The sequence below is a fragment of the Micromonospora sp. DT201 genome (assembly GCF_049841575.1).
Taxonomy (GTDB): Bacteria; Actinomycetota; Actinomycetes; order Mycobacteriales; family Micromonosporaceae; genus Micromonospora.
This window is the reverse complement of the sequence record NZ_JBNCKP010000004.1, coordinates 214,447-233,350: the sequence shown is the minus strand read 5'-3', so window position 1 is coordinate 233,350 and position 18,904 is coordinate 214,447. Positions and strand designations below refer to the sequence as shown.

At 69.3% G+C, this 18,904-nt stretch carries 17 protein-coding genes; 9 read left to right on the top strand and 8 right to left on the bottom strand.

Annotated elements, in window-relative coordinates; translation table 11 throughout:
- Positions 1-159 precede the first annotated feature (159 nt).
- Positions 160-1,386, bottom strand: a complete 1,227-nt coding sequence (locus ACLQ28_RS10550; protein WP_425686032.1) for a hypothetical protein — start codon at positions 1,384-1,386, stop codon at positions 160-162.
- A 176-nt stretch (positions 1,387-1,562) separates the two neighbouring features.
- Between ACLQ28_RS10550 and ACLQ28_RS10545 the strand changes: the two genes are divergently transcribed.
- Together ACLQ28_RS10545 and ACLQ28_RS10540 are read left to right on the top strand one after the other, a co-directional pair.
- Positions 1,563-3,122 carry an NAD(P)/FAD-dependent oxidoreductase gene (locus tag ACLQ28_RS10545; RefSeq protein WP_425686031.1) on the top strand — a complete coding sequence of 520 codons (1,560 nt, stop codon included), beginning with the start codon at positions 1,563-1,565 and terminating at the stop codon, positions 3,120-3,122.
- An 83-nt stretch (positions 3,123-3,205) separates the two neighbouring features.
- Positions 3,206-4,453, top strand: a complete 1,248-nt coding sequence (locus ACLQ28_RS10540) for an RNA polymerase sigma factor (protein ID WP_425686030.1) — start codon at positions 3,206-3,208, stop codon at positions 4,451-4,453.
- A gap of 358 nt (positions 4,454-4,811) precedes the next feature.
- Here ACLQ28_RS10540 and ACLQ28_RS10535 read toward each other — a convergent pair whose 3' ends face one another.
- Together ACLQ28_RS10535 and ACLQ28_RS10530 are read right to left on the bottom strand one after the other, a co-directional pair.
- Positions 4,812-5,453, bottom strand: coding sequence for a GNAT family N-acetyltransferase (locus ACLQ28_RS10535; RefSeq protein ID WP_425686029.1), 642 nt, complete (start codon positions 5,451-5,453; stop codon positions 4,812-4,814).
- A gap of 96 nt (positions 5,454-5,549) precedes the next feature.
- Entirely contained in the window at positions 5,550-6,086 is a 537-nt protein-coding gene (locus ACLQ28_RS10530) for a TetR/AcrR family transcriptional regulator (RefSeq protein ID WP_425686028.1), read from the bottom strand.
- Between the two features lie 99 nt (positions 6,087-6,185).
- On the opposite strand from ACLQ28_RS10530, the gene ACLQ28_RS10525 reads away from it, so the two are divergent.
- Together ACLQ28_RS10525 and ACLQ28_RS10520 are read left to right on the top strand one after the other, a co-directional pair.
- The gene (locus tag ACLQ28_RS10525) at positions 6,186-6,899 is read left to right on the top strand and encodes a hypothetical protein (RefSeq protein ID WP_425686027.1); all 714 of its coding nucleotides are present in this window, start codon (positions 6,186-6,188) and stop codon (positions 6,897-6,899) included.
- Positions 6,900-6,928: 29 nt separating this feature from the next.
- Positions 6,929-7,291 (top strand): hypothetical protein, encoded by a 363-nt coding sequence (locus ACLQ28_RS10520; protein ID WP_425686026.1) that lies wholly within the window; start codon positions 6,929-6,931, stop codon positions 7,289-7,291.
- Positions 7,292-7,355: 64 nt separating this feature from the next.
- On the opposite strand, the gene ACLQ28_RS10515 is transcribed toward ACLQ28_RS10520, so the two are convergent.
- On the bottom strand, positions 7,356-8,186 hold the full coding sequence (locus ACLQ28_RS10515) for a hypothetical protein (RefSeq protein WP_425686025.1): 831 nt from the start codon (positions 8,184-8,186) through the stop codon (positions 7,356-7,358).
- A 347-nt stretch (positions 8,187-8,533) separates the two neighbouring features.
- Here ACLQ28_RS10515 and ACLQ28_RS10510 point away from each other — a divergent pair, with 347 nt between their 5' ends.
- Together ACLQ28_RS10510 and ACLQ28_RS10505 are read left to right on the top strand one after the other, a co-directional pair.
- A complete protein-coding gene (locus ACLQ28_RS10510) occupies positions 8,534-9,304 on the top strand; it encodes a hypothetical protein (RefSeq protein ID WP_425686024.1) in 771 nt (256 codons plus the stop codon).
- Positions 9,301-10,494, top strand: coding sequence for a S8 family serine peptidase (locus ACLQ28_RS10505; protein ID WP_425686023.1), 1,194 nt, complete (start codon positions 9,301-9,303; stop codon positions 10,492-10,494). The genes ACLQ28_RS10510 and ACLQ28_RS10505 overlap by 4 nt, the downstream gene beginning before the upstream one ends.
- Before the next feature lie 101 nt (positions 10,495-10,595).
- Here the strand turns inward: ACLQ28_RS10505 and ACLQ28_RS10500 are convergent, their stop codons facing one another.
- Positions 10,596-11,843 carry an MFS transporter gene (locus ACLQ28_RS10500; protein WP_425686022.1) on the bottom strand — a complete coding sequence of 416 codons (1,248 nt, stop codon included), beginning with the start codon at positions 11,841-11,843 and terminating at the stop codon, positions 10,596-10,598.
- 123 nt (positions 11,844-11,966) lie between these two features.
- On the opposite strand from ACLQ28_RS10500, the gene ACLQ28_RS10495 reads away from it, so the two are divergent.
- Positions 11,967-12,914 carry a LysR family transcriptional regulator gene (locus tag ACLQ28_RS10495; protein ID WP_425686021.1) on the top strand — a complete coding sequence of 316 codons (948 nt, stop codon included), beginning with the start codon at positions 11,967-11,969 and terminating at the stop codon, positions 12,912-12,914.
- Positions 12,915-13,038: 124 nt separating this feature from the next.
- Positions 13,039-13,608, top strand: coding sequence for a hypothetical protein (locus tag ACLQ28_RS10490; protein ID WP_425686020.1), 570 nt, complete (start codon positions 13,039-13,041; stop codon positions 13,606-13,608).
- Between the two features lie 116 nt (positions 13,609-13,724).
- On the opposite strand, the gene ACLQ28_RS10485 is transcribed toward ACLQ28_RS10490, so the two are convergent.
- Together ACLQ28_RS10485 and ACLQ28_RS10480 are read right to left on the bottom strand one after the other, a co-directional pair.
- Positions 13,725-14,570 (bottom strand): SAM-dependent methyltransferase, encoded by an 846-nt coding sequence (locus ACLQ28_RS10485; RefSeq protein ID WP_425686019.1) that lies wholly within the window; start codon positions 14,568-14,570, stop codon positions 13,725-13,727.
- A gap of 104 nt (positions 14,571-14,674) precedes the next feature.
- Positions 14,675-15,151, bottom strand: a complete 477-nt coding sequence (locus tag ACLQ28_RS10480) for a nuclear transport factor 2 family protein (protein ID WP_425686018.1) — start codon at positions 15,149-15,151, stop codon at positions 14,675-14,677.
- Positions 15,152-15,218: 67 nt separating this feature from the next.
- On the opposite strand from ACLQ28_RS10480, the gene ACLQ28_RS10475 reads away from it, so the two are divergent.
- Complete coding sequence (locus tag ACLQ28_RS10475) at positions 15,219-15,479, top strand: PKD domain-containing protein (protein ID WP_425686017.1); 261 nt, start codon at positions 15,219-15,221, stop codon at positions 15,477-15,479.
- A 244-nt stretch (positions 15,480-15,723) separates the two neighbouring features.
- Here the strand turns inward: ACLQ28_RS10475 and ACLQ28_RS10470 are convergent, their stop codons facing one another.
- Positions 15,724-18,897, bottom strand: a complete 3,174-nt coding sequence (locus tag ACLQ28_RS10470; protein ID WP_425686016.1) for a S8 family serine peptidase — start codon at positions 18,895-18,897, stop codon at positions 15,724-15,726.
- Positions 18,898-18,904: the final 7 nt, after the last annotated feature.

Below are 18,904 nucleotides of genomic sequence, written 5' to 3'. Positions count from 1 at the left end.
ATGACAACTATTCGCTGTCGTCAGTGGACAATGAGCGGTGCGGCCAACCACTCGTCGGCCAGCACCGACCAGATTGCGAGGTCGATGCTGTCTGCCGGCGGGGTGAGGCAGCATCTTCCCCGAAAGTGTGCGCGATCATGGGGCACGAGTGCGGCCCGATCAGATGATCATGTGGGTCCAGTAGCTGAGCCAGAGCACGAACAGCGCGCCCTGCACCACGGCGAGTATCGCGGTCAGCCACACGTCGACGCTTGCGTGGCGCGCCCAACGGGCCAGCACCAGGGCCACCGGGAACGCGGCAAGCAAGTAGCGCAGCAGGCTCCGGTACACCGCCGGGCCCATCGACAGGGGCACCAGCACCATGAGTACGCCGTACACGAGGTAGGCCAGCTCCCGGCGGCGGAACCCGGCGACCAGCACGCCCAACACGGCCACGGCGAAGAGAACCCGGGCGGCGTCGCGCGGCTCCCCGGCCAGCGGGCCGAACAGCACCGGCACCGGGTTCTGCACCTCGATGCCCCAGCCGGTCTGCTGGGCGTGCTGGTAGGCGAACCAGCCTCCGCCACGCCACTGGCAGAACGCCATGAAGGTGAACCACCCGGCGGGCAACAGCAGCAGCGGCCAGCCGATCCGCAGATAGCCGAGCAGGGCGCGCGGGCCGAGCCGCCAGTCGTGCTGACGGAGCAGGACCAGGGCCAGCGGCAGCGCGACGAGCAGGCCAACAGAGCGGCTCATCGCCAGGAAGTAGCCGAACACGCCGACCAGCAGCCACTGGCGTCGCTCGGCGTGATAGAACGCTGCCAATGCGAGACAGACGAAGAGCGACTCGGTAAGCGCCGCCTGGAACAGGAACGCGGTCGGCAGCAGTACCAGGTACCGGGTGAATCGGCGGGCCGCCTGCGCGTCGCCGAGCAGCAACTCGGCCAGTCGGTAGCCGTACCAGAGCGCCAGTAGGAACGCGACGTTGCTGATCAACAGCAGGGCCAGCGCGTTGTCGCCGCCGAGCAGCGCGCCGACCGGCCGGGCCAGGAACGGGTAGAGCAGCGGAAAGCCGAAATCGTTCCACGGCTCGGTCAGGGGCAGCTCGCTCAACCGCAGGTAGAGCAGCGCGTCCCAGGCGAACCAGAAGGAGATCCACCGCTGCCCGGAGATGTCCCGCTGCTGCGCCCACATCAACGCCTCGTCCGGCGGCGGCGCACCGGGGATGTCGTCCCAGGCGTGCAGGACCAACAGCCCGAGCAGGGTCAGCAGCAGCTTCGCGCCGAGGAACAGGCCAATCACGTACGGCCAGGGCTCCGGCACCCGGCGGGCCACCTGCGCTCCGGAGCGGCCTACCGCAACCACTCGGACAGCGAGCGTCGCCACGCCGCTCCGCCACCGGTGCATCCGCCCGCTCCCCCGGTCCGCCGGCCCACCCGTCGCACTGGAGTGTCGTCCAACCCCTTGTACGCCGCCACACGCCACTCCGGAGCGGAAACGATCGTTGACCAGGAGTGACATTCGATGCGGAACGGGTACGCGCGGCACCTCAACCACGGCGGGTGAGCAGGGAGCACAGCAGTATGAGCGAGCAGCACGGCACGGTGGTCATCGGTGCGGGACCGGCGGGGCTCACCGCGGCGTACGAGCTGCTCCGACACGGCCGGACGGTCCGGGTCTTCGAGGCCGACGAGGTGGTCGGCGGGATCAGCCGGACCGTGGAACGCGACGGGTGGCGGTTCGACATCGGCGGGCACCGGTTCTTCACAAAGGTGCCCCGGGTGGAGGCGTTCTGGCACGAGATCCTGCCGGACGAGGACTTCCTGACCCGGCCCCGGATGAGCCGGATCTTCTACCGAGGCGCACTGTTCAACTACCCGCTCAGCGCCATGAACGCCTTGCGCAACCTGGGCATCCCGGAGGCGGCCCGCTGCCTCGGCTCGTACGCCCGCGCTCGACTACGCCCACCACGGGACCAGTCGCACTTCGAGGGCTGGGTGTCAGCCCGGTTCGGCTGGCGGCTGTATTCGATCTTCTTCAAGACGTACACCGAGAAGGTCTGGGGGATGCCGGCGGACCGACTTCAGGCGGACTGGGCCGCGCAGCGGATCAAGAACCTGTCGCTGGCCAAGGCGATCGGCAACGCGCTGCTGCCCGGGCGTCGACGCACGGACGTGACCAGCCTGATCGAGCAGTTCCAGTACCCGAAGTTCGGGCCGGGAATGATGTGGGAGCGCTGCGCCGAGGCGGTGTGCCACCAGGGCGGGCGGGTGTCGACCGGCACCTGGGTCACCGCGGTGCACCGCGACCCGGCCCGACGGCGCGCGATCAGCGTGACGGTCAACGGCGCGGGCGGGCAGCGTACCGAGCCGGCCGACCATGTTGTCTCGTCGATGCCGATCTCGGAGTTGGTGGCCGCGCTCCGCCCGGCGGCGCCACCGGAGATCCTGGCCTGCGCCGCCGACCTGCGCTACCGCGACTTCCTGACGGTCGCGCTGGTGGTGCCGGCGGAGTTCTCATTCCCCGACAACTGGATCTACGTGCACGACCCGGGGGTACGGGTGGGCCGGATCCAGAACTTCGGCTCCTGGTCGCCGTACCTGGTCAAGGACGGGCGCACCTGCCTCGGTCTGGAATACTTCGTCTTCGAAGACGACGAGATGTGGCGTACCCCGGATGCCGACCTCGTGGCGTTGGCCACCGCGGAGCTGGAGCGGTTGGGGTTGGTTCGGCCCGGTGTGGTGGAGGCCGGCTACGTCGTGCGAATGCCCAAGGCCTACCCGGTGTACGACGAGCACTACCAGCACAACGTGAATGTGATCCGGGCCTGGTTGGCCGACGCGGTGCCGAACGTGCACCCGGTGGGCCGCAACGGCATGCACCGCTACAACAACCAGGACCACTCGATGCTGACCGCGATGCTCACGGCGGAGAACATCGCCACCGGCAGTACGCACGACGTGTGGTCGGTCAACGTTGAACAGGACTACCACGAGGAATCCGCTGGCGGTCAGGGCCGACAAAGCACCGGACGGGACGCGCCGGTGCTGCCCAGGCGGATCGTCGCGGCGACGATCAGCGCGCCTGAGGGCGTCGGCGCCGCCGGGAGTGGTGATCGGCCGACGCAGGTGCCGCTGCGCTGACCCCCGCCCGACGGATCATGGGCAGCGCGGTGAGGCAATCTGGTGAGGTGAACGCCGAATTGCCCGCCGCACTGGCTGAATCCGTGACTGAAACCACCGTCGAGCAGGCGATCGTCCGTGTCCACAACGAGGAGTGGGCGCGGGTGGTCGCCGGCCTCGCGCGCCGTTTCGGCGACCTCGACGTCGCCGAGGAAGCGACCGCCGAGGCGTTCGTCGCGGCTGCGGAGTGGTGGCCGCGCGAGGGCGTACCCCCCAATCCCGGCGGTTGGCTCGCCACCACCGCGACCCGCAAGGCGATCGATCGGCTCCGTCGCGAGTCGCAGCGCGACGCCAAGCACCGAGCGGCCCGGCTCGTGTACGACGACACCCCCGCTGAGCCGACCGGCCCGGTCGAGGACGACCGGCTCAGGCTTGTCTTCACCTGCTGCCACCCTGCGCTCGCGTTGGAGGCGCGGGTGGCGCTCACCCTGCGCCTGCTCGGCGGTCTCACCGTCCCCGAGATCGCCCGCGCCTTTCTGGTGCAGGAGACCACGATGGCGCGACGGATCACCCGCGCCAAGGCGAAGATCAAGGCGGCGCAGGTTCCCTACCGGGTGCCCCGGGCCGCCGACATCCGCGAGCGGCTGGCCGGCGTGCTCGCGGTCGTCTACCTCGTCTTCAACGAGGGCTATCTCGCCAGCGAGGGGGACGACCCGGTGCGCGTCGACCTCACCGACGAGGCGATCCGCCTCGGCCGTCTGCTCCGAGCTCTCCTCCCCGACGACGGCGAGGTGGCCGGCCTGCTTGCCCTGATGCTCCTCACTGACGCCCGGCGGCCGGCGCGCGTTTCCCGCACCGGGGAGCTGGTGACCCTCGACGAGCAGGACCGCAGCGCATGGGACCGCACCCTCATCGCCGAGGGCAACGCCCTGGTTCAGGAGCGGATCGAGGCGGTGGCGGCCAGCGGTGACCCGCCCGGGCGCTACCAACTCCAGGCCGCGATAAACGTGATCCACACGAATGCCCCATCCGCCCGAGACACCGACTGGTCCACGATCGTCGCCCTCTACAGCCGCATGGTGCTGCTCGACCCCTCGCCGATCGTGCGGCTCAACCGGGCGGTCGCGGTCGCCGAGGTCGACGGCCCCGGGGCCGGGCTCGCCGAGATCGACCGGCTCGCCGACGTCCTTGACGGCTACCACGCCTTCCACGCCGTGCGCGCCGACCTGCTGCGGCGACTTGGGCGTGGCGGCGCGTCGCGGGCCGCGTACGACCGGGCCATCGGTCTCGCCGGCAACCCCGCGGAACGGGCCTACCTCACCCGCCGACGCGACCAGCTGACCGACCCGTGAGGTCAGCCCACTCCACCACCGTTCACGGCATGATCGGGTACGCCGTCCAGATGCGAGCCTCTTCTACCGTGATGACATGCAGTGGTTTCTCTTGGTCGCTGGCGTCGGGCTGGCGACGGGCAGCACAGTCCTGATCTTCAGGCGCAGACGTCGTCGGCCACAGACCGTCGAGGAGAAAGCGGCTGCCGCGCGGGTCGCCATGCGATCCATACGCCGTAGCTCGCCGCGCGCTAGTCGCGACATCTTTCAGCGGGGCCGAGGCGTTCCCGACCGGCACTCCGCCGCGATCGCGGAGAACACCGCCTATGGGGACGCTGCGACCTTCGATTCTGGCGGCGGCGGAGGGGGAACGGACTGATCAGAGGCCGAACGAGGCTCTGCAGGCGTCCATGCCGTCGACCGTGACGGCCAGCCGCTTGTGCTGGCGCCACCGTTGCAGAGTCAGGCGCAGGCGGTCGGAGACAACAGCCTCGCCGTCGCGGGCGTCAACTGAGATGCCATCACGCTCGTAGCCGAGTTTGCGCGACACGCCTTGCGAGGAGTGGTTGTCCTGGAACACCTCGGTCAGTGCGGCGGTGGCGCCGAGATGATCGAAAGCAAGTGTCAGTAGTCCAGCCCTGGCCTCCGTGCCGTAGCCCCTGCCCTGATGCTCCAAGCCGAGCCAGGCCGAGGTCGTCACCTGTCGCACCACGGTGAAGTCTTGTGCGCGGAGCGTGACCACCCCGATCGGCTGATCCGCCCGGAAGACCCCCATCCCGAGCCGCCACGCTGCCACGTCCCACGAGGCAAGCTGGTGCCAGTGACCCTGCAGGACGGATCGAGCCCGGTCCGTGTAGGTGCCATCCGTCCAGGGCGTCAGGAACGGCCGTTCGTCGGGACGATGTACGCCCCGGCCCGCGAGATCGGCCAGCTCGGCGAGTTCCTCCTCGTGTGGCAGACGCAGCTGCAGGCGCGGTGTGACGATGGTGAGACCGTACTGGGGCCACAGGTCAGCGAGCATGTGCCGCATCCTCCCGACCAAGGTCCACTTGCGCAAACGAGATCCGTGCGTCCTCGACGCTCAGTGGCGGTACACAAAACCGATACCTGCCGCTGTCTATTCGTTGCTGGCGCTCAGGCCGTCCCGGATGATCGCGAGCATTCGGTCTCGGGCCGTCGGGGCCGTGCCGTCGCGCTCGCGGACCGCGCAGCCGACCAGGAACGCCTTCAGGTCGGCGGCGTCGACGTCGGGACGGACCACTCCTGCGCGCTGAGCAGCGGTGAGCAGGTCGGCCAGGACGGAATGGAGGTCGTGGTCGCCCTTGGCTGCCGCGGCGGCGATGTCGAACCCGGTGCCGGCGAGCGCGTCGGCCAGTGCCCGGTTGTTCGCGCCCTCTTCCGCCATGCTGGCGAGGAAATCGAACAACGCCGCACCCGGGTCGCGGGTGGCCCGCAGTGCCTCCGCGCGGACGATCAGCCGCTTGGCCACACTCTGCACGATCGCCTCGTAGAGCGATTCTTTGGTCGGGAAGTGTCGGCTGACGGTGCCGGTGCCGACACCGGCGCGCCGGGCGATCTCGTGGATCGGCACCGACAGTCCGTCCGTGGCAAACGCGTCGATCGCAGCTTGCAGGACCTTTGCCCGGTTGCGCACGCCATCGGCGCGCGGCTTGCGTCGCTCAACGATCTCGGACTCCTAAACGGGATAGACATCCCGTATCGTTAAGCGGGATGGCAGTTCCGATTATAGGCGGTGGGCGGGATGTCCGAGCGTCTGCAGGCACGACGAGACCTGCGCCGGTGGCTGATCGCGCTGTACGTGGCGTTCGCCGCCGAGCACGCCTATGGCGCAGCCAGGTACGGCACCCCGATCCGGCTCGTCGGCATTCTGCCGCTGGGGCTGTTGCTGGCACTGGCGCTGGGGCTGCTCGCGCGGCATGCCCGGACCGGCAGCCGCCCGGCACTCTCCGCTGGCGCGATCGTGGTTGCCGTGGCGTTCGTCGGCCTCGCTGGCCTTCTCGAGGGTGGGTTCAACCACGCCCTCAAGGTCGCGTTTCACGTCACCGGCACCCCTGACGACAGGCTGCGGCAACTGTTCGGTGGGTTGAACTTCGCGGTACCGGACGACGTGGTGTTCGAGGGAATTGGCACCGCAACGCTGGGCCTGGCCGTGCCGGTGGCCTGGCATCTGGCGCGACTGCTGCGCTCCGCCCGCTTACCGGACTCGAACGCGACGGCGCGGCGCGCCGGTTTGACCGTCCTGGTCGCGGCAGGGGCGCTGTTCGGCGCGTACGCCATCGAGCCGCTCGGCCACGCCGGCCTCGTCACCCTCGCGATCCTCGGGGCCGCCCTCGGGTTCGCGCTGGCGGCGGTATCGAAGGTCGTTGGACATCCGGGATGGACGTCCCGTATCGTTCGCCTCAACCGGGACGTCCGTCCCGGTTATAGCGAAGGGGAAGCAACGTGAGACTGTCGCTCGTTCTGAAGGCTGTCGCGGTGCTCGACATCGTCGTCTTGGGTGCCGTGTGGCTCATCGCGCCGGCGACCGGCCTCGGAGACGATCCGGACAGCCGGTCACTGCTGGTGGCACGGGCGCTCGGCACCGATCTGGTGGTTATCGGGATCATGAATTGGATCATCAGTCGGCGCGACACCGCGTCCATGCGGCCATTCCTGCTGCCGAACATCGTGATGCACGTTGTGCCGGCGGCGATCATCGTCACTCTGATCCTCGACGGCACCTTCGGTGCCGCGGACTGGCTCGGCGCCGGCCTGCACATCGCACCGGCCCTGGTGCTGACCTGGTACCTGACATCGCCGACGAAACGCCGCGCAGCCCGCTCCGAAGCGCACGCGTGACCGTCGCGCCGGTCACCGCAAGGAGGCGTCCGGCACGACATCGATGTGTGCGAACGACGCCGGTCTAGGCCGACTCTGTGCTCGGCAGGTGCGTGCAGTGGGCCACCGTGGCGTCGTCCGGGGCCGGAGCGCCAGGGCCGCTGCCGGCCTGGGCTTCGGCCTGCCGGACGCGACGGATGACACCCGATGGGCCGGCGGCGGCGAGCAGGTCCAGTAAGCCGGCCCAGTCGGTCAGGCCGTACGGGGTGACGATGCGACTCGCACCATTACTGAGCAGCGCGACGCCGGCCAGGTCAGCGAGGAGTCGGCTGCCGGTGACCGCCTCCCACGCGGCGCCCGGATCGTCCTTGGCGAGCCAGTAACCGCCCGGCTGGTTGCGACGGGCACGCAGCGCGGTGACGCAAGCGGCTCGCGCGCGGTCGTACTCCGGCGTGCCCGCTGGGACGCCCTCAAGGGGCGCTGAGCACTCGCGCCTGGCGATCACCTCACGCTCGTCGGTGATGACCTGCGGTCCACCATCGACCTGGTCGAGGACGAGGAAGGAGTCCGCGAGCAGGAGGTAGTCGAGGCGGCCACGGTGGGCGCGGGCCAGTAGGACGGTGGCCTGCGGGCTGCTGGGGTCCGCGAGGTCGCAGATGTCGACGTGGTCGGCGGCTGTGTCGCCGATGGCGGTGGCGAGGATGGCCGCGAGGTCTTGTCCGTCAGAGCGCGCCAGTTGCCCGAGCAGCGCTCCGCCGAGGCGGCGTGTGTACCAGGCGACACCGTGGGAGCAGAGCTTGTCGGCGCCCGGGATGCCGGCACCGTCCAGCAGGACGACAGCGCCGGGCACCGCACCGACGAAGTCCTCGTTGGGCCGATCGGCCCTACCGGCGCTGGTCACCATGCGGACCTGCACGTGTGCGCTCCCGTCTGGGCCAGGCTCGCACCCACGGCTCGTGGAGACTCTCGACGCTGTTGGTGCAGTGCACGGCGCACCTGACTGCCGGCGATCCGGTGATCAACGGCACGGGTAGCATCCCCCAGTTGTTTGTCGATATAGGTCCATTCTTGCAATCGCCCCGAGGTGACTCCGGGGCGGGAAAGGATGCAGAGTTGTCACAGCCTCCCTATCCGTACGGTCAACCCCAGACGCCATCGGCACCGCCGATGTCGTGGGCGAATCATCCGACCCCTCCCGGCTACCCGGCATCGCCCGCGCCGGCCGCGACCCTCACCCCGCCCCCGCCTTACCAACCACCGGCAATGCAGACGACACCGGCACCGCAGCCCGCAACGCCCAACGCGGAGGGTGGGCGTAGCGGCCGCAAGCGCCGGATCCTCGGCACGCTGGCGATGGTGTTCGGCGTGCTTCCGCTGCTGGCCGCCGGCGGCCTGGTCTTCGCCGCGGTGAAGAACCACCGGATCCAGACCGGAAACGACGCCTTCATCCCAGCCGCCTGGCACAACCTGCGTACCGACGAGATCTTCCCGGACCTGCTGCGCGAGCCGTCAACCGGCGGGCAGCAGGCACCTGGTTGGGTTCGCCAGGGCATCGCCAAGGACAGCGACTGCAAGAAGGCGCTGATGCCGCGACTCGCCAGCGTCGCGGTCGAGAATGGCTGCACGACCGTGCTGCGGGCGACCTATGTGGATGCCGGAGGCGAGGCGGCGGCCACAGTCGCACTCTGCGTACTCGGATCGAACGACCAGGCCCTCGCGATCGAACGGTCCGGCCTCGCCGTGGTGGCGGATCACCCGGGACCGATGGTCGTCCCGGTCGCAGTGCCGAAGACGGCCGCCGCGGGCTGGCGGACCAGCCTCGGTTACGGCGGTGGCACCATGAGCCCCACCCTCTTCGGCCCCTACCTGGCGGCGATCACCGTCGGTCCGACCGACCCCGACCGCCGGTACGGCAACCTGCCCGGCGAGTGGAAGTCCACCGGGCAGCTGGAGAGCCGGGTCTACCAGAGCCTCTCCACCGACCTGCTGTTCGCGTTCTCGCACTCCTTCGACAAAGCGGTGGACGGACGATGAGCCGGTGGTATCGGGTGACGGCGCGGACCGTCGCCAGCGTGAGTGTCGGTGCCGTTTTGCTGGCGTCCGGAGCGCCCGCGCAGGCCGCCGGACGAGGCTGGGAACTCGACGCGATGTCGGTCTCGTCCGCCCACGCCATCAGCCGTGGCGAGGGAGTCACCGTCGCCGTGATCGACAGCGGGATCCGTACCAATCATCAGGTGCTGGACGGGCGAGCCACCGAGGGGCCGGACTTCCTCGGCGAGACCGATCAGAAGGAACCCTGGTACGGCCGACACGGCACGATGATGGCCTCCAACGTGCTGGACGTCGCGCCCGGCGCGAAGGTACTCGGGTTGCGCGCGATCCGGGACAACGAAGATCCGGACTACAGGACCTGGGAACAGGGGCTCCACGAACCACCGAGCAAGAATGATGCGGGCGCCATCGCCAACGCCATCCGCCACGCTACCGACAACGGGGCGCGGGTCATCTCGCTGTCGTTGGGCTCGGACACCCCGTTCAGCGCGTACGACCCCGGCGAGATGGACGCTGTCCAATACGCGCTCGCCAAGGGAGTTGTGGTGATCGCCTCGGCCGGCAACGAGGGGAACAAGGGGAACCAGGTCAGCTACCCGGTCAGCTACCCCGGAGTGATCGGCGTGGCCGCGAGCATCCCGGGCGGTGGCCGTGCCCCGTTCTCCAGCGTGCACTCGTACGTCGACGTGGCCGCGCCCGGTGTGCAGATCTGGGGCGCCAAGTTCAACGGGACCGGCCGGGTCTCGGGGCAGGGCACCTCGCAGGCGGGCGCGCTGACCGCGGGGGTCGCCGCGCTCATCGTGGCCAAGTACCCGAAGCTCGCGCCGCGTCAGGTAGCCGAGTTGCTGCAGGCCACCGCCTCGCACCCCAACCGGCACGACCCGAGCACCGGGTACGGCGTGATCAACGCGGCCAAGGCCCTCCGTGCCGCCGAGAAGGTCGCGCCACAACCACTGACCCTGGTGGGCGCGGAGAACGCCGGCGGGCACTTCGGCCCGGGCAACGACGGCACGCCGCGTCTGGTCGGCCAGCCGCTGGCCGTGTCCTACCTGGTCGCGGCCGGTGTCCTCGCACTGGTCGCGCTGGCAATGACGTTGGGCGGGTTCCTGATGGCGCTCAGTGGTCGTCGGGCCCGACGCCGGACGCAGTCGTCAGTGCCCGCCACGATCTGACGCGCCCCGGGCCAACCGGCACCACCGTGCGCGTGGTGCCCGGGTCGGCGCCGCCGGAACCGCCCACGCGGTCCCGGCGGCGCCGCGGGGCCTGGGGGGAATCATGCGACCCGGACGTCCTCGGCCGACGCGGCCGGCTCAGGCGCGCGAAAATGCGTTGACCCGGGCAGCAGGAGTGGGGTGGCGAGCAGGAGTACGCCGGAAGTGGTGATCGCGGCGAGCGGGCTGGTGAGTGTGGCGAGAACGCCCCATAGCACCATCAGGATGGCCTGGAGGAGTTTGCCGGTGGCACTCCAGGTGCTGAGGATCCGGGCGGTGTGGTCCGCGGGAGTCCGTTGCAGGCGTTCGGTCGCGTAGATCGGATTGAAGATGCCCATGCACGTGATCAGCAGGCCCTCGACGACGATCACGGTGATGAGTCCGGGGATGCCGGGTTGAACGAGCGCGAGACCGAGTGGAAAGAGCGACCGCAGCCAACCGAAGACAATCATGATCCGGTGTCTGCCGTAGCGGCTCACGAGCCGCGCGGACAGCCGCGCGCCCACGAAACCGCCGAGTGCTGGGATGCCGAAAGCCAGACCGTACTGCCAGGCCGGAAAGTGAAACTGGCCTAGCAGGAGGACGGCCAGGAGCGGGGCGGTGGCCATGATGAGGCCGCCGACCAGGACCGAGTTGAGGAACAGGCCCTTGAGTACGCGGTCGCGCAGGATGAACCGCAAGCCGTCGAGCAGGTCTGCTCCGCGCATCCTGGAGGCACTCTCTCGGGGCGCTGCGACGTCTCCGCCCCGGACGCGGACGACCCCGAGCGCGGACAGCAAATAGCTGAAGGCGTCGGCCATGATCGTGACGACCGGGCCGAGCAACCCGATGAGGGCACCGCCGAGGGGTGGGCCCGCCGCGGTCGCCACCCAGTTCGTGCCCTCGAATCTCCCGTTCGCCACGAGCAGGTGATCACGACGGACGAGATACTTCAGGTACGCGCCAGATGCGGCGGCGAAGGCGATGCTCGCGGTTCCGCAGAGGACCGAAACGACCAGCAGTTGGGCGTACGACAGCAAGCCGAGGACGTACGCGATCGGCACACTTGCCATCGCGACGAACCGGATCAGGTCCATGGCGATCATTACCGGACGCTTGGCCTGGTGCTCGACCCACGGGCCGAGTGAGAAGGCGACGATTGCCGCGACGGCAAGACCGGCTGCCTCCAGGAGCGAGACGGCGAACGCCGACGAGTGCAGCACCTGAACCGCGAGCAGCGGGAACGCGCCGAAGGCGATCCACGTGCCGTACGTGCTGACCGCGTACGCCGACCACAGCCACCCGAAATCGGGCCCCAACCGTACGCGCATACGCCCCCCTCGCGACAACCGATGTTTGGGTCTCTGCATCTCACTCGACGAGTCCGCGCAGGCGCAAACAACCAACGTCCGGGCGAGCCACAACCATCAGTTGTGCGCATGCATAATGAGCCAGTGGATACCGAGGCGGTGCGATCGTTCGTCCGCGCGGCCGAGCTCGGGCAGTTGCAACACGCCGCCGACGAGCTCGGCGTCACGCAACAGGCCGTGTCGAAGCGGATCGCCACGCTCGAACGCGACCTCGACGTCCGGTTGTTCACCCGTACCGCCCGAGGGGTCGAGCTGACGCTCGACGGCCAAGCCTTCCTCCCACACGCCCGGACCATCGTCGCGGGTGTCGATCGCGCCGTCGCCGCGATCAGACCAGGCTCACGGGCGCTTCGGATCGACGTTCTCGGCCTGCGAACCGCGCAGGCCGTCGTGCTGCACGACTACTGGCGGTCGCACCCCGAAACCGACCTCGACGTGGTGACCCTCAGAGTCAACGATCCTCGCGTGGCCGTCGCCGCCGTCCAGGCCGGCGATATCGACGCTTCGTTCCGCTCGGTCACCGACCCGGCCGCACTGCCGCGCGACGTGCAGATGATCCACGCGTTCGACTCCCCGACGGAGCTGCTCGTCGGCCCGCGGCACCCGCTCGCCTCCGCCCGAACACTGACACCAGCACAGCTGCGCCGGCACCGGATCTGGGTGCCGGGCATCGCGCCGCGAAGCGAATGGGCGGATTTCTACGATCAGCTCGCTGCCGACTTCGACCTCCGCATCGACGCGGCGGGCCCGAATTTCGGGGACGAGGTCCTCCTCGACATCCTCGCGGAATCCGCCGACGTGGCAACCCTCGTCGGCTCGCGCGACCGGTACATCTGGCCGACGAACCACGACCTACGCCGCATCCCGATCGTCAATCCGACGCTGGCCTACCCACTCTCGCTCATCCTCCCCCGAGCGAATCCACACCCAGGGCTCCGGGCGGTCGTCGAGCACTTCGCAAGCCTGGCGCCGCTGCCCACGGCAACCTGGCGCCCCTCTTGGGCACCACCCCACGCCGGCGTCACTCCGTGAGTCGTCATTGCGGTCGGATGGCGGTGCGACAGCACGATCGCTACGACCCGTAGCCGGTCGCCGATTTCGCCGGCTGTGATCGCGGGGGTTTCGCCGGCCGCCGCTTCCGGGTAGCGGATGGCTCATGAACCGCAACCTCGTGAAGGGTCTCCAGGTTGCCTGGGAGCTGCCGGAGTTTCGCAGCGGGCTGCGCCACCTCATCGATCTCGACGAGGTGGCGGTGCTGCTGGCCGCGCTGTCCGTCCCGGATCACGACCGCGAGGTTGAGCACAGCCTGTTGAGCCTGCTGCGGTCCGGCCTGGACACGATCGAGGTTCGAGAGGCCTTGTTGCTGCTGCTGGAGCAGGACGAGGTACGCCGCCCGCTCGTGGCTGCGGCGGTGGAGCCGCTTGCGGACCGGCCTGGTCAGGCTGCCGCCATTGCCTCGGCGGCCGAGGACCCTGCGGTGCGGCGCGAGGTGCGGGCGGTGCTGGACAGCGCCAAGGTGCGCGAGCTGATCTGGCAGGCTGTCGCGAACCAGGTGGACGACAACCGATTCGGCCTGATCCGCCGGGCAGCGGTGTTGTTCGTGCGACACCCGAGCGTCCGGCGCCTCGCGTGGGCCCTGCGCCGGCACGGCGTGCTACGCGAACTACGCCGCAAGCCGAAATCCACCTCGGTCGATGCTGGTGACGGCGAACGAGCGCAAGCTTAGGGCGCGGCGGATCTGGCCCGTACCAGCCTTCGAGGTACTCGAGCAGCCAGCACCGGTCGTGACGTCAGTCGGGCTTCGGCTGGGATCGCAGGCGACGCGTCCCATCGACCTCTCGGTCAGGGCTTGCGGGCCACCGCACCGTAGATGGAGGCGTCAGCCAGAGACGGCCGCTGCTCCGGTGGCACCTGTGGCCGCCACTCGGTGACCGGCACGATGCCCGGCTCGGCCAACTCCAGGCCGGTGAAGAAGCGGGCGAACTCGGTGCGGTCACGGGGTACGGCGTCCTGCTTCATCCGGCCGGCGGCGAACTCGGCCTCCATCCGCTCGACGATCTCGATGGGAATGTGGTCGGTGGTGAAGTGGGTCAGCGCCAGCCAACTCCCCGACGGCAGTGCGTCCAGCAGCCGGGCAACCTGCTCGTGTGGGCGGTCGTCGTCGGTGAGGAAGTGCGTCACGGCGACCAGCACCAGGGCAACCGGCCGGGACAGGTCCAGGGTGGCGTGCAACTGCGGGTCGGCGAGGATCTGCTCCGGGTCGCGCAGATCGGCGTCGAGGTAGGCGGTGGCGCCGGCCGGGTCGCTGGTGAGCAGCGCGCGGGCGTGGACCAGCACCATCGGGTCGTTGTCGACGTAGACCACCCGGGACTCGGGGGCGACGGACTGGGCGACCTCGTGGGTGTTGTCGGCGCTTGGGATGCCGGTGCCGATGTCGAGGAACTGCCGCACGCCGGCCTCCTCGGCGAGAAACCGAACCGCCCGGCCGAGGAAGGCCCGGTTCTCCCGTGCGAGGGTGCGCACCCCTGGATAGACGGCGGCGATCTGGTCCCCGGACTCTCGGTCGACGGCGAAATTGTCCTTGCCGCCGAGCCAGTAGTTGTAGCGGCGGGCCGGGTGCACGGTCGAGGTGTCGATCCGGTCGGCTCCTCGACTCTCGGGCAGATCCGATGTGGATGGCACCGTCACGAGACCTCCCCAGGTCGCCCGGCTCCGTCGCCGCGTGGCACGACGGATGTTCGGACCATGGTAGGTGCTGTGCGTGGGGGCGCGGGGCCCGTCGGGACCGGTGACTACGCGCGGACGCCACCGGTGATGCTGGCGAGTGCTTCCAGCAGAGGCAGCGGGTTGATGTAGTCGCGGTACGACAGGATCTGGCCATCCCGGACACGGAATACGGCGATGACCATCTGCTCGAACGCTGCGCCAGTCGCGACAAGGGTGCCGTGCGCTTCGTACTCCACGATGACCACCTCCGGATCAGTCGTCTCGTGCACCACCACGTCGCGGTGTTCGACGATCCTGATGAACCCATCGGCGGTCTCGGTCAGATGCCTGCGGATCTCTGCGCGGCCCCGCACCTGGGCGGGCACGCCCGGCGGCCGGTACGGCCACTCGATGTATCCGTCGGGCGCCATCAACCCGACGAACCTCTCGATATCGACTTCACGGCCCGCCCGCAACACCTGTTCGACGATTTCGCGCGACGTGACGATCATCCGCTTCTCCTTTTCTGCCGCCCGCTTCCTGGCCGACCGTAGTACCTGCACTTGCCAGGAAACCGCTTAGCAGCATGCTATTGACGGTCATCACTGGCTGTCAGTACCGCGATGCGGGATGCTGTCGCTGGCCGCCAACCCGACCGGCGGCACCGCGCCACTGACCACCACGCTCACCGCCACCGCGACAGCGCCGTCCGGGCAGAGCATCACCGACTACGCGTGGGACTTCGGCGACAACAGTGCCATCTCGCATGGGGCAACCCCGCGGTCGGCATCCCACAGCTACCCCCGCAAGGGAACCTTCACCGCCCGGGTGACGGTCACCTACACCAGCGGAGAGACCCGCTCGCTAAACCTGACCATCCCGGCAACCTAACCCGCCCCGCGCCCGCCCGCCCGCCCGCGCCCGCCCGCCCGCCCGCCCGCGCCGATCTTGCAGTTTCGGTCGTCGATATACGTGGAATGCCCCTTATATCGAGACAGTAATCGCAAGATCGCGCAGGAACCTTCACCTGGCATGGCTCATCCACCGGGCGTCGGGCGGCGTACGACCACGGTCGCCTGAGCGGTGGTACGACAGTGGGGCGGTGCCATCGGCACCGCCCCACCGCCAATACTGGTTATTCCCAGGCGCTCTGCTCTGTGTAGACGAGGTTGCCAGGAATGACCGTGCCGTTGGTGCTCAGCTCGGTGTAGGCCCAGAAGTCACCCTCCGGCAGCGGCTTCTTCGGCTTCAGCGTGAATCCTTGAGTCGCACCGCGCTCCGCCTTTGCTGGGAGCGTCAGCGTGGCATCGGCATACTTGGCGTTTCGGCCGATGATGGCGTGGCTCAGCTGGAAGTCGACGACCGGGCCGCCGGGGAACTGTGCGAACACGTACGCGGTGTAACGCCCCGGCTCGGGCAGGAACTTGTACGCCTGCTCCGCGCTGGTCCAGTACCTGTCACTGCTGAAGATGAGCTTGTCACCCTTGTACAGGTAGAGGTCGAGATTCGTGTTCGGGTCGTCGGTGCTGGTTTCGACAATGATGCCGGCGGTGTTCGCTGGCACCGTGAAGTCGACCTTCTTCACTCCCGCGGCGCTCGGGTCGAACGCGCCGCCGTAGACGCCAGCCGGCATGGAGTACGACTTCCGCTGCACAGGCGTGTAGCCGGTGCTGCGACCGGTGAGCGGTCCGGTGAAGCCAGGCTGGATCGAGCCGGACGCACCATTGGCCATCCGAGCGTATTCCTCCCCGTCGTCACCGTACGGTCGGGGCGCGATCCCCCACGGACGGGCGGCGACCGGGATCCGGGCGCTGTGAGCCTTGCCGCGCCAGCCGATCGACCCGGTCACGTACCGGTCCCAGGGCGCGTTGCCCCGGCGCAGGGTGATGGTCACCTTCGCGGACTTGCCAGGCTCCAGCGTCACCGATTCCGGTGCCACGGTGACCTTCATGCCGGCCAGGCCGGACACCGACGAGCGGTAGGTCTCCCGCGCCTTGCCCACGTTGGTCAGGGTGCGGGTGAGCGTCACCGGGCGGGTGCCGTCGTACTCCCGCAGCGAGATGGCCGGCAGGTTGAGCTCCTTGCCGTCCGGTTCAGCCGTCTCGCTGAAGGCGATCAGGTCCGCGGCGGTCGGCTCGATGACCAGACCCGGGTCGGTGGCCCCGGCCAGGTTGATGAAGCCACTGCCCTGGTCCAGAGGGCTGCTGGTGCCGACCGTGTCGGTGGCAGTGGTCCGCAGCGCCGAGGCGACCGCGCCCGGCGACCAGTTCGGGTGCGTGGCACGCAGAACCGCCGCCGCGCCGGCCACGTACGGCGAGGCCATCGAGGTGCCCGAGTACGCGTCGTACTCCCGCCCGAAGTTGCCCGCTGGTGAGACCGCGGCGATGATGTCCGAGCCCGGTGCGACCAGGTCCGGCTTGAAGACGCCGAGGGTCACCTTGTCCGGTCCGGTGGAGGAGAAGTCCGCGACACTGGGTACGCCGGGGACGCTGGAGCCGTCACCGCCGGTGCGCAGAGACACCTTCGCGTCGGTGGGGTGGCGCATCAGGTAGTTGAACAGCGTGCCGGCCTGCTTCTCGGTCGGCAGGTAGACGACCGGGAAGTTGAAGATCGAGTTGATCCGGTAGTTGCCGACGGGGGCGAACACCACCATCGCCGCCCCGCCCTTGGCCTTGACCTCGGCGGCAGAGTTGAACATGTTGTCCAGCGCGCAGGCGACCACCTTGCCCTTGATCATGGCCGGGTCGAGGCTGCCTGGTGCGCAGTACACGGCGCCCAGATCCGGCGAACCGGCCTGCTCGCCGAAGACCATCGGCCGCGAGTCGCCACCGGGCAGCGCGTCCAGCGAACCGCCGACGAGCTTCGTGCCGTCGCCCAGCTTGACGGTCGCCTCGTCGAGGTTCGTCACCGCCGCGCCGACCGTGGTCACCCAGGGCGCCGCGTTGCTGATCGCCCCGCTCACGATGCCGGTGTTGCCCGCCGACGCCGCCACGAAGACTCCCGCCAGCGTGGCGTTGAGGAAGGCGATGCCGGTGGGGGTGTTGGCTTCCCAGTCGCCGAGATCGCTGCCGATCGAGTAGTTCAGGACCTGCACGCCGTCGGCGACAGCCGCGTCGATGCCGGCGATGATGTCGGCGTCGGAGCCCCCGCCGCCCCAGAGCACCTTGTAGACGGCGATCTGAGCGTCCGGCGCCACGCCGGAGATGGGGCCGAAGCCGCGACCGTCGATCGTGACGTTCGACAACGGCAGACCCGCCGCCGTGGACGCGGTGTGGGTGCCGTGCCCGACCATGTCGCGGGCGGAGAGGACCTCACCCTCGGGCAGCGAGCCGCCGCCCGCGAGCAGCGAATCCGCGAAGTACCGGGCGCCAACGATCTTGCCGTTGCAGTGCTCGGCCACGAAGGCCACGCCGGTCTGGCAGGTGCCGTGCCAGGTCGCGGGAGCGGGCATCTTCTTGGCGAACGACGCACTCTCCGGCCAGATGCCGGTGTCCAGAACGCCGATCACCGTGCCCGCGCCCGTGTTGGGGCCAGGCTTGACCGGCTTGGCTGGCTTGGCCGGCTTGGCAGGCTTCGCCGGCTCGACAGGCTTCGCCGGGTCGGCAGGCTTGGCCGGCTCGGCAGGCTTGGCCGGTTTGGCAGGCTTGGCCGGTTTGGCGGCGAGGCCCGTCGCGGCCGACTGATCGGCCGCGGTCGAGGGTGCCTGCGGGTCGTTCGGGGTGGTCGCGAGGGGCGACGCCGACCGGTTGCCGAGCATCCGCGAGGCGGTGACGGCGCGGACGCGCTTGTCCGCCTTCAAGGTGGTCACCTGCTGGGCGGTCAGCTGTGCCGAGAACCCGTTGAAGGCGGTCGTGTACGACGTGATGATCTTCACGCCGACGGCGGCAGCAACGGCGTTCCGCTGTGCGTCGAGGTGTCCGCGGTAAGCCCGGGACGGTGCCGACGTCGCGTCCAGGCGGTTGCCCGACTCCGGACGGGTTCGCGCCAGCCCGGACACACCGCCGGCATACGAGGTCAGAGGGTCCTCGGCCAGTTCGACGATGTACTGGCCAGAGCCGCTCCCGTCGGTCGTGGCCCGTTGGCTGGCCGAGTCCTTGCCGGCGGGTCGACGGTCGGCCCCGTCGGTCAGGGTGACCTTCTTTTCGTTCCCGGGGGTGAAGTAGCCGGCCGCACCGCTGCCGTTGCCCGACGGCCCGACGGGGGCCGCCGACGCCGCTCCCGCGACACCGGTGGTGCCGGTGACCAGGGCGAAGACCAGCGTCGGTACCGCCAGTCTTCGCAGCCTGTTTCCGCTCGTGCTAGTAGCCACGAGGCTC

What these genes read in the sequence shown, in the direction of transcription:
- ACLQ28_RS10550 (WP_425686032.1), bottom strand. Translation starts at nt 1,386, where the DNA reads ATGCACCGGTGGCGGAGCGGCGTGGCGACGCTCGCTGTCCGAGTGGTT.
- ACLQ28_RS10545 (WP_425686031.1), top strand. Translation starts at nt 1,563, where the DNA reads ATGAGCGAGCAGCACGGCACGGTGGTCATCGGTGCGGGACCGGCGGGG.
- ACLQ28_RS10535 (WP_425686029.1), bottom strand. Translation starts at nt 5,453, where the DNA reads ATGCTCGCTGACCTGTGGCCCCAGTACGGTCTCACCATCGTCACACCG.
- ACLQ28_RS10510 (WP_425686024.1), top strand. Translation starts at nt 8,534, where the DNA reads ATGCAGACGACACCGGCACCGCAGCCCGCAACGCCCAACGCGGAGGGT.
- ACLQ28_RS10505 (WP_425686023.1), top strand. Translation starts at nt 9,301, where the DNA reads ATGAGCCGGTGGTATCGGGTGACGGCGCGGACCGTCGCCAGCGTGAGT.
- ACLQ28_RS10500 (WP_425686022.1), bottom strand. Translation starts at nt 11,843, where the DNA reads ATGCGCGTACGGTTGGGGCCCGATTTCGGGTGGCTGTGGTCGGCGTAC.
- ACLQ28_RS10490 (WP_425686020.1), top strand. Translation starts at nt 13,039, where the DNA reads ATGAACCGCAACCTCGTGAAGGGTCTCCAGGTTGCCTGGGAGCTGCCG.
- ACLQ28_RS10475 (WP_425686017.1), top strand. Translation starts at nt 15,219, where the DNA reads ATGCTGTCGCTGGCCGCCAACCCGACCGGCGGCACCGCGCCACTGACC.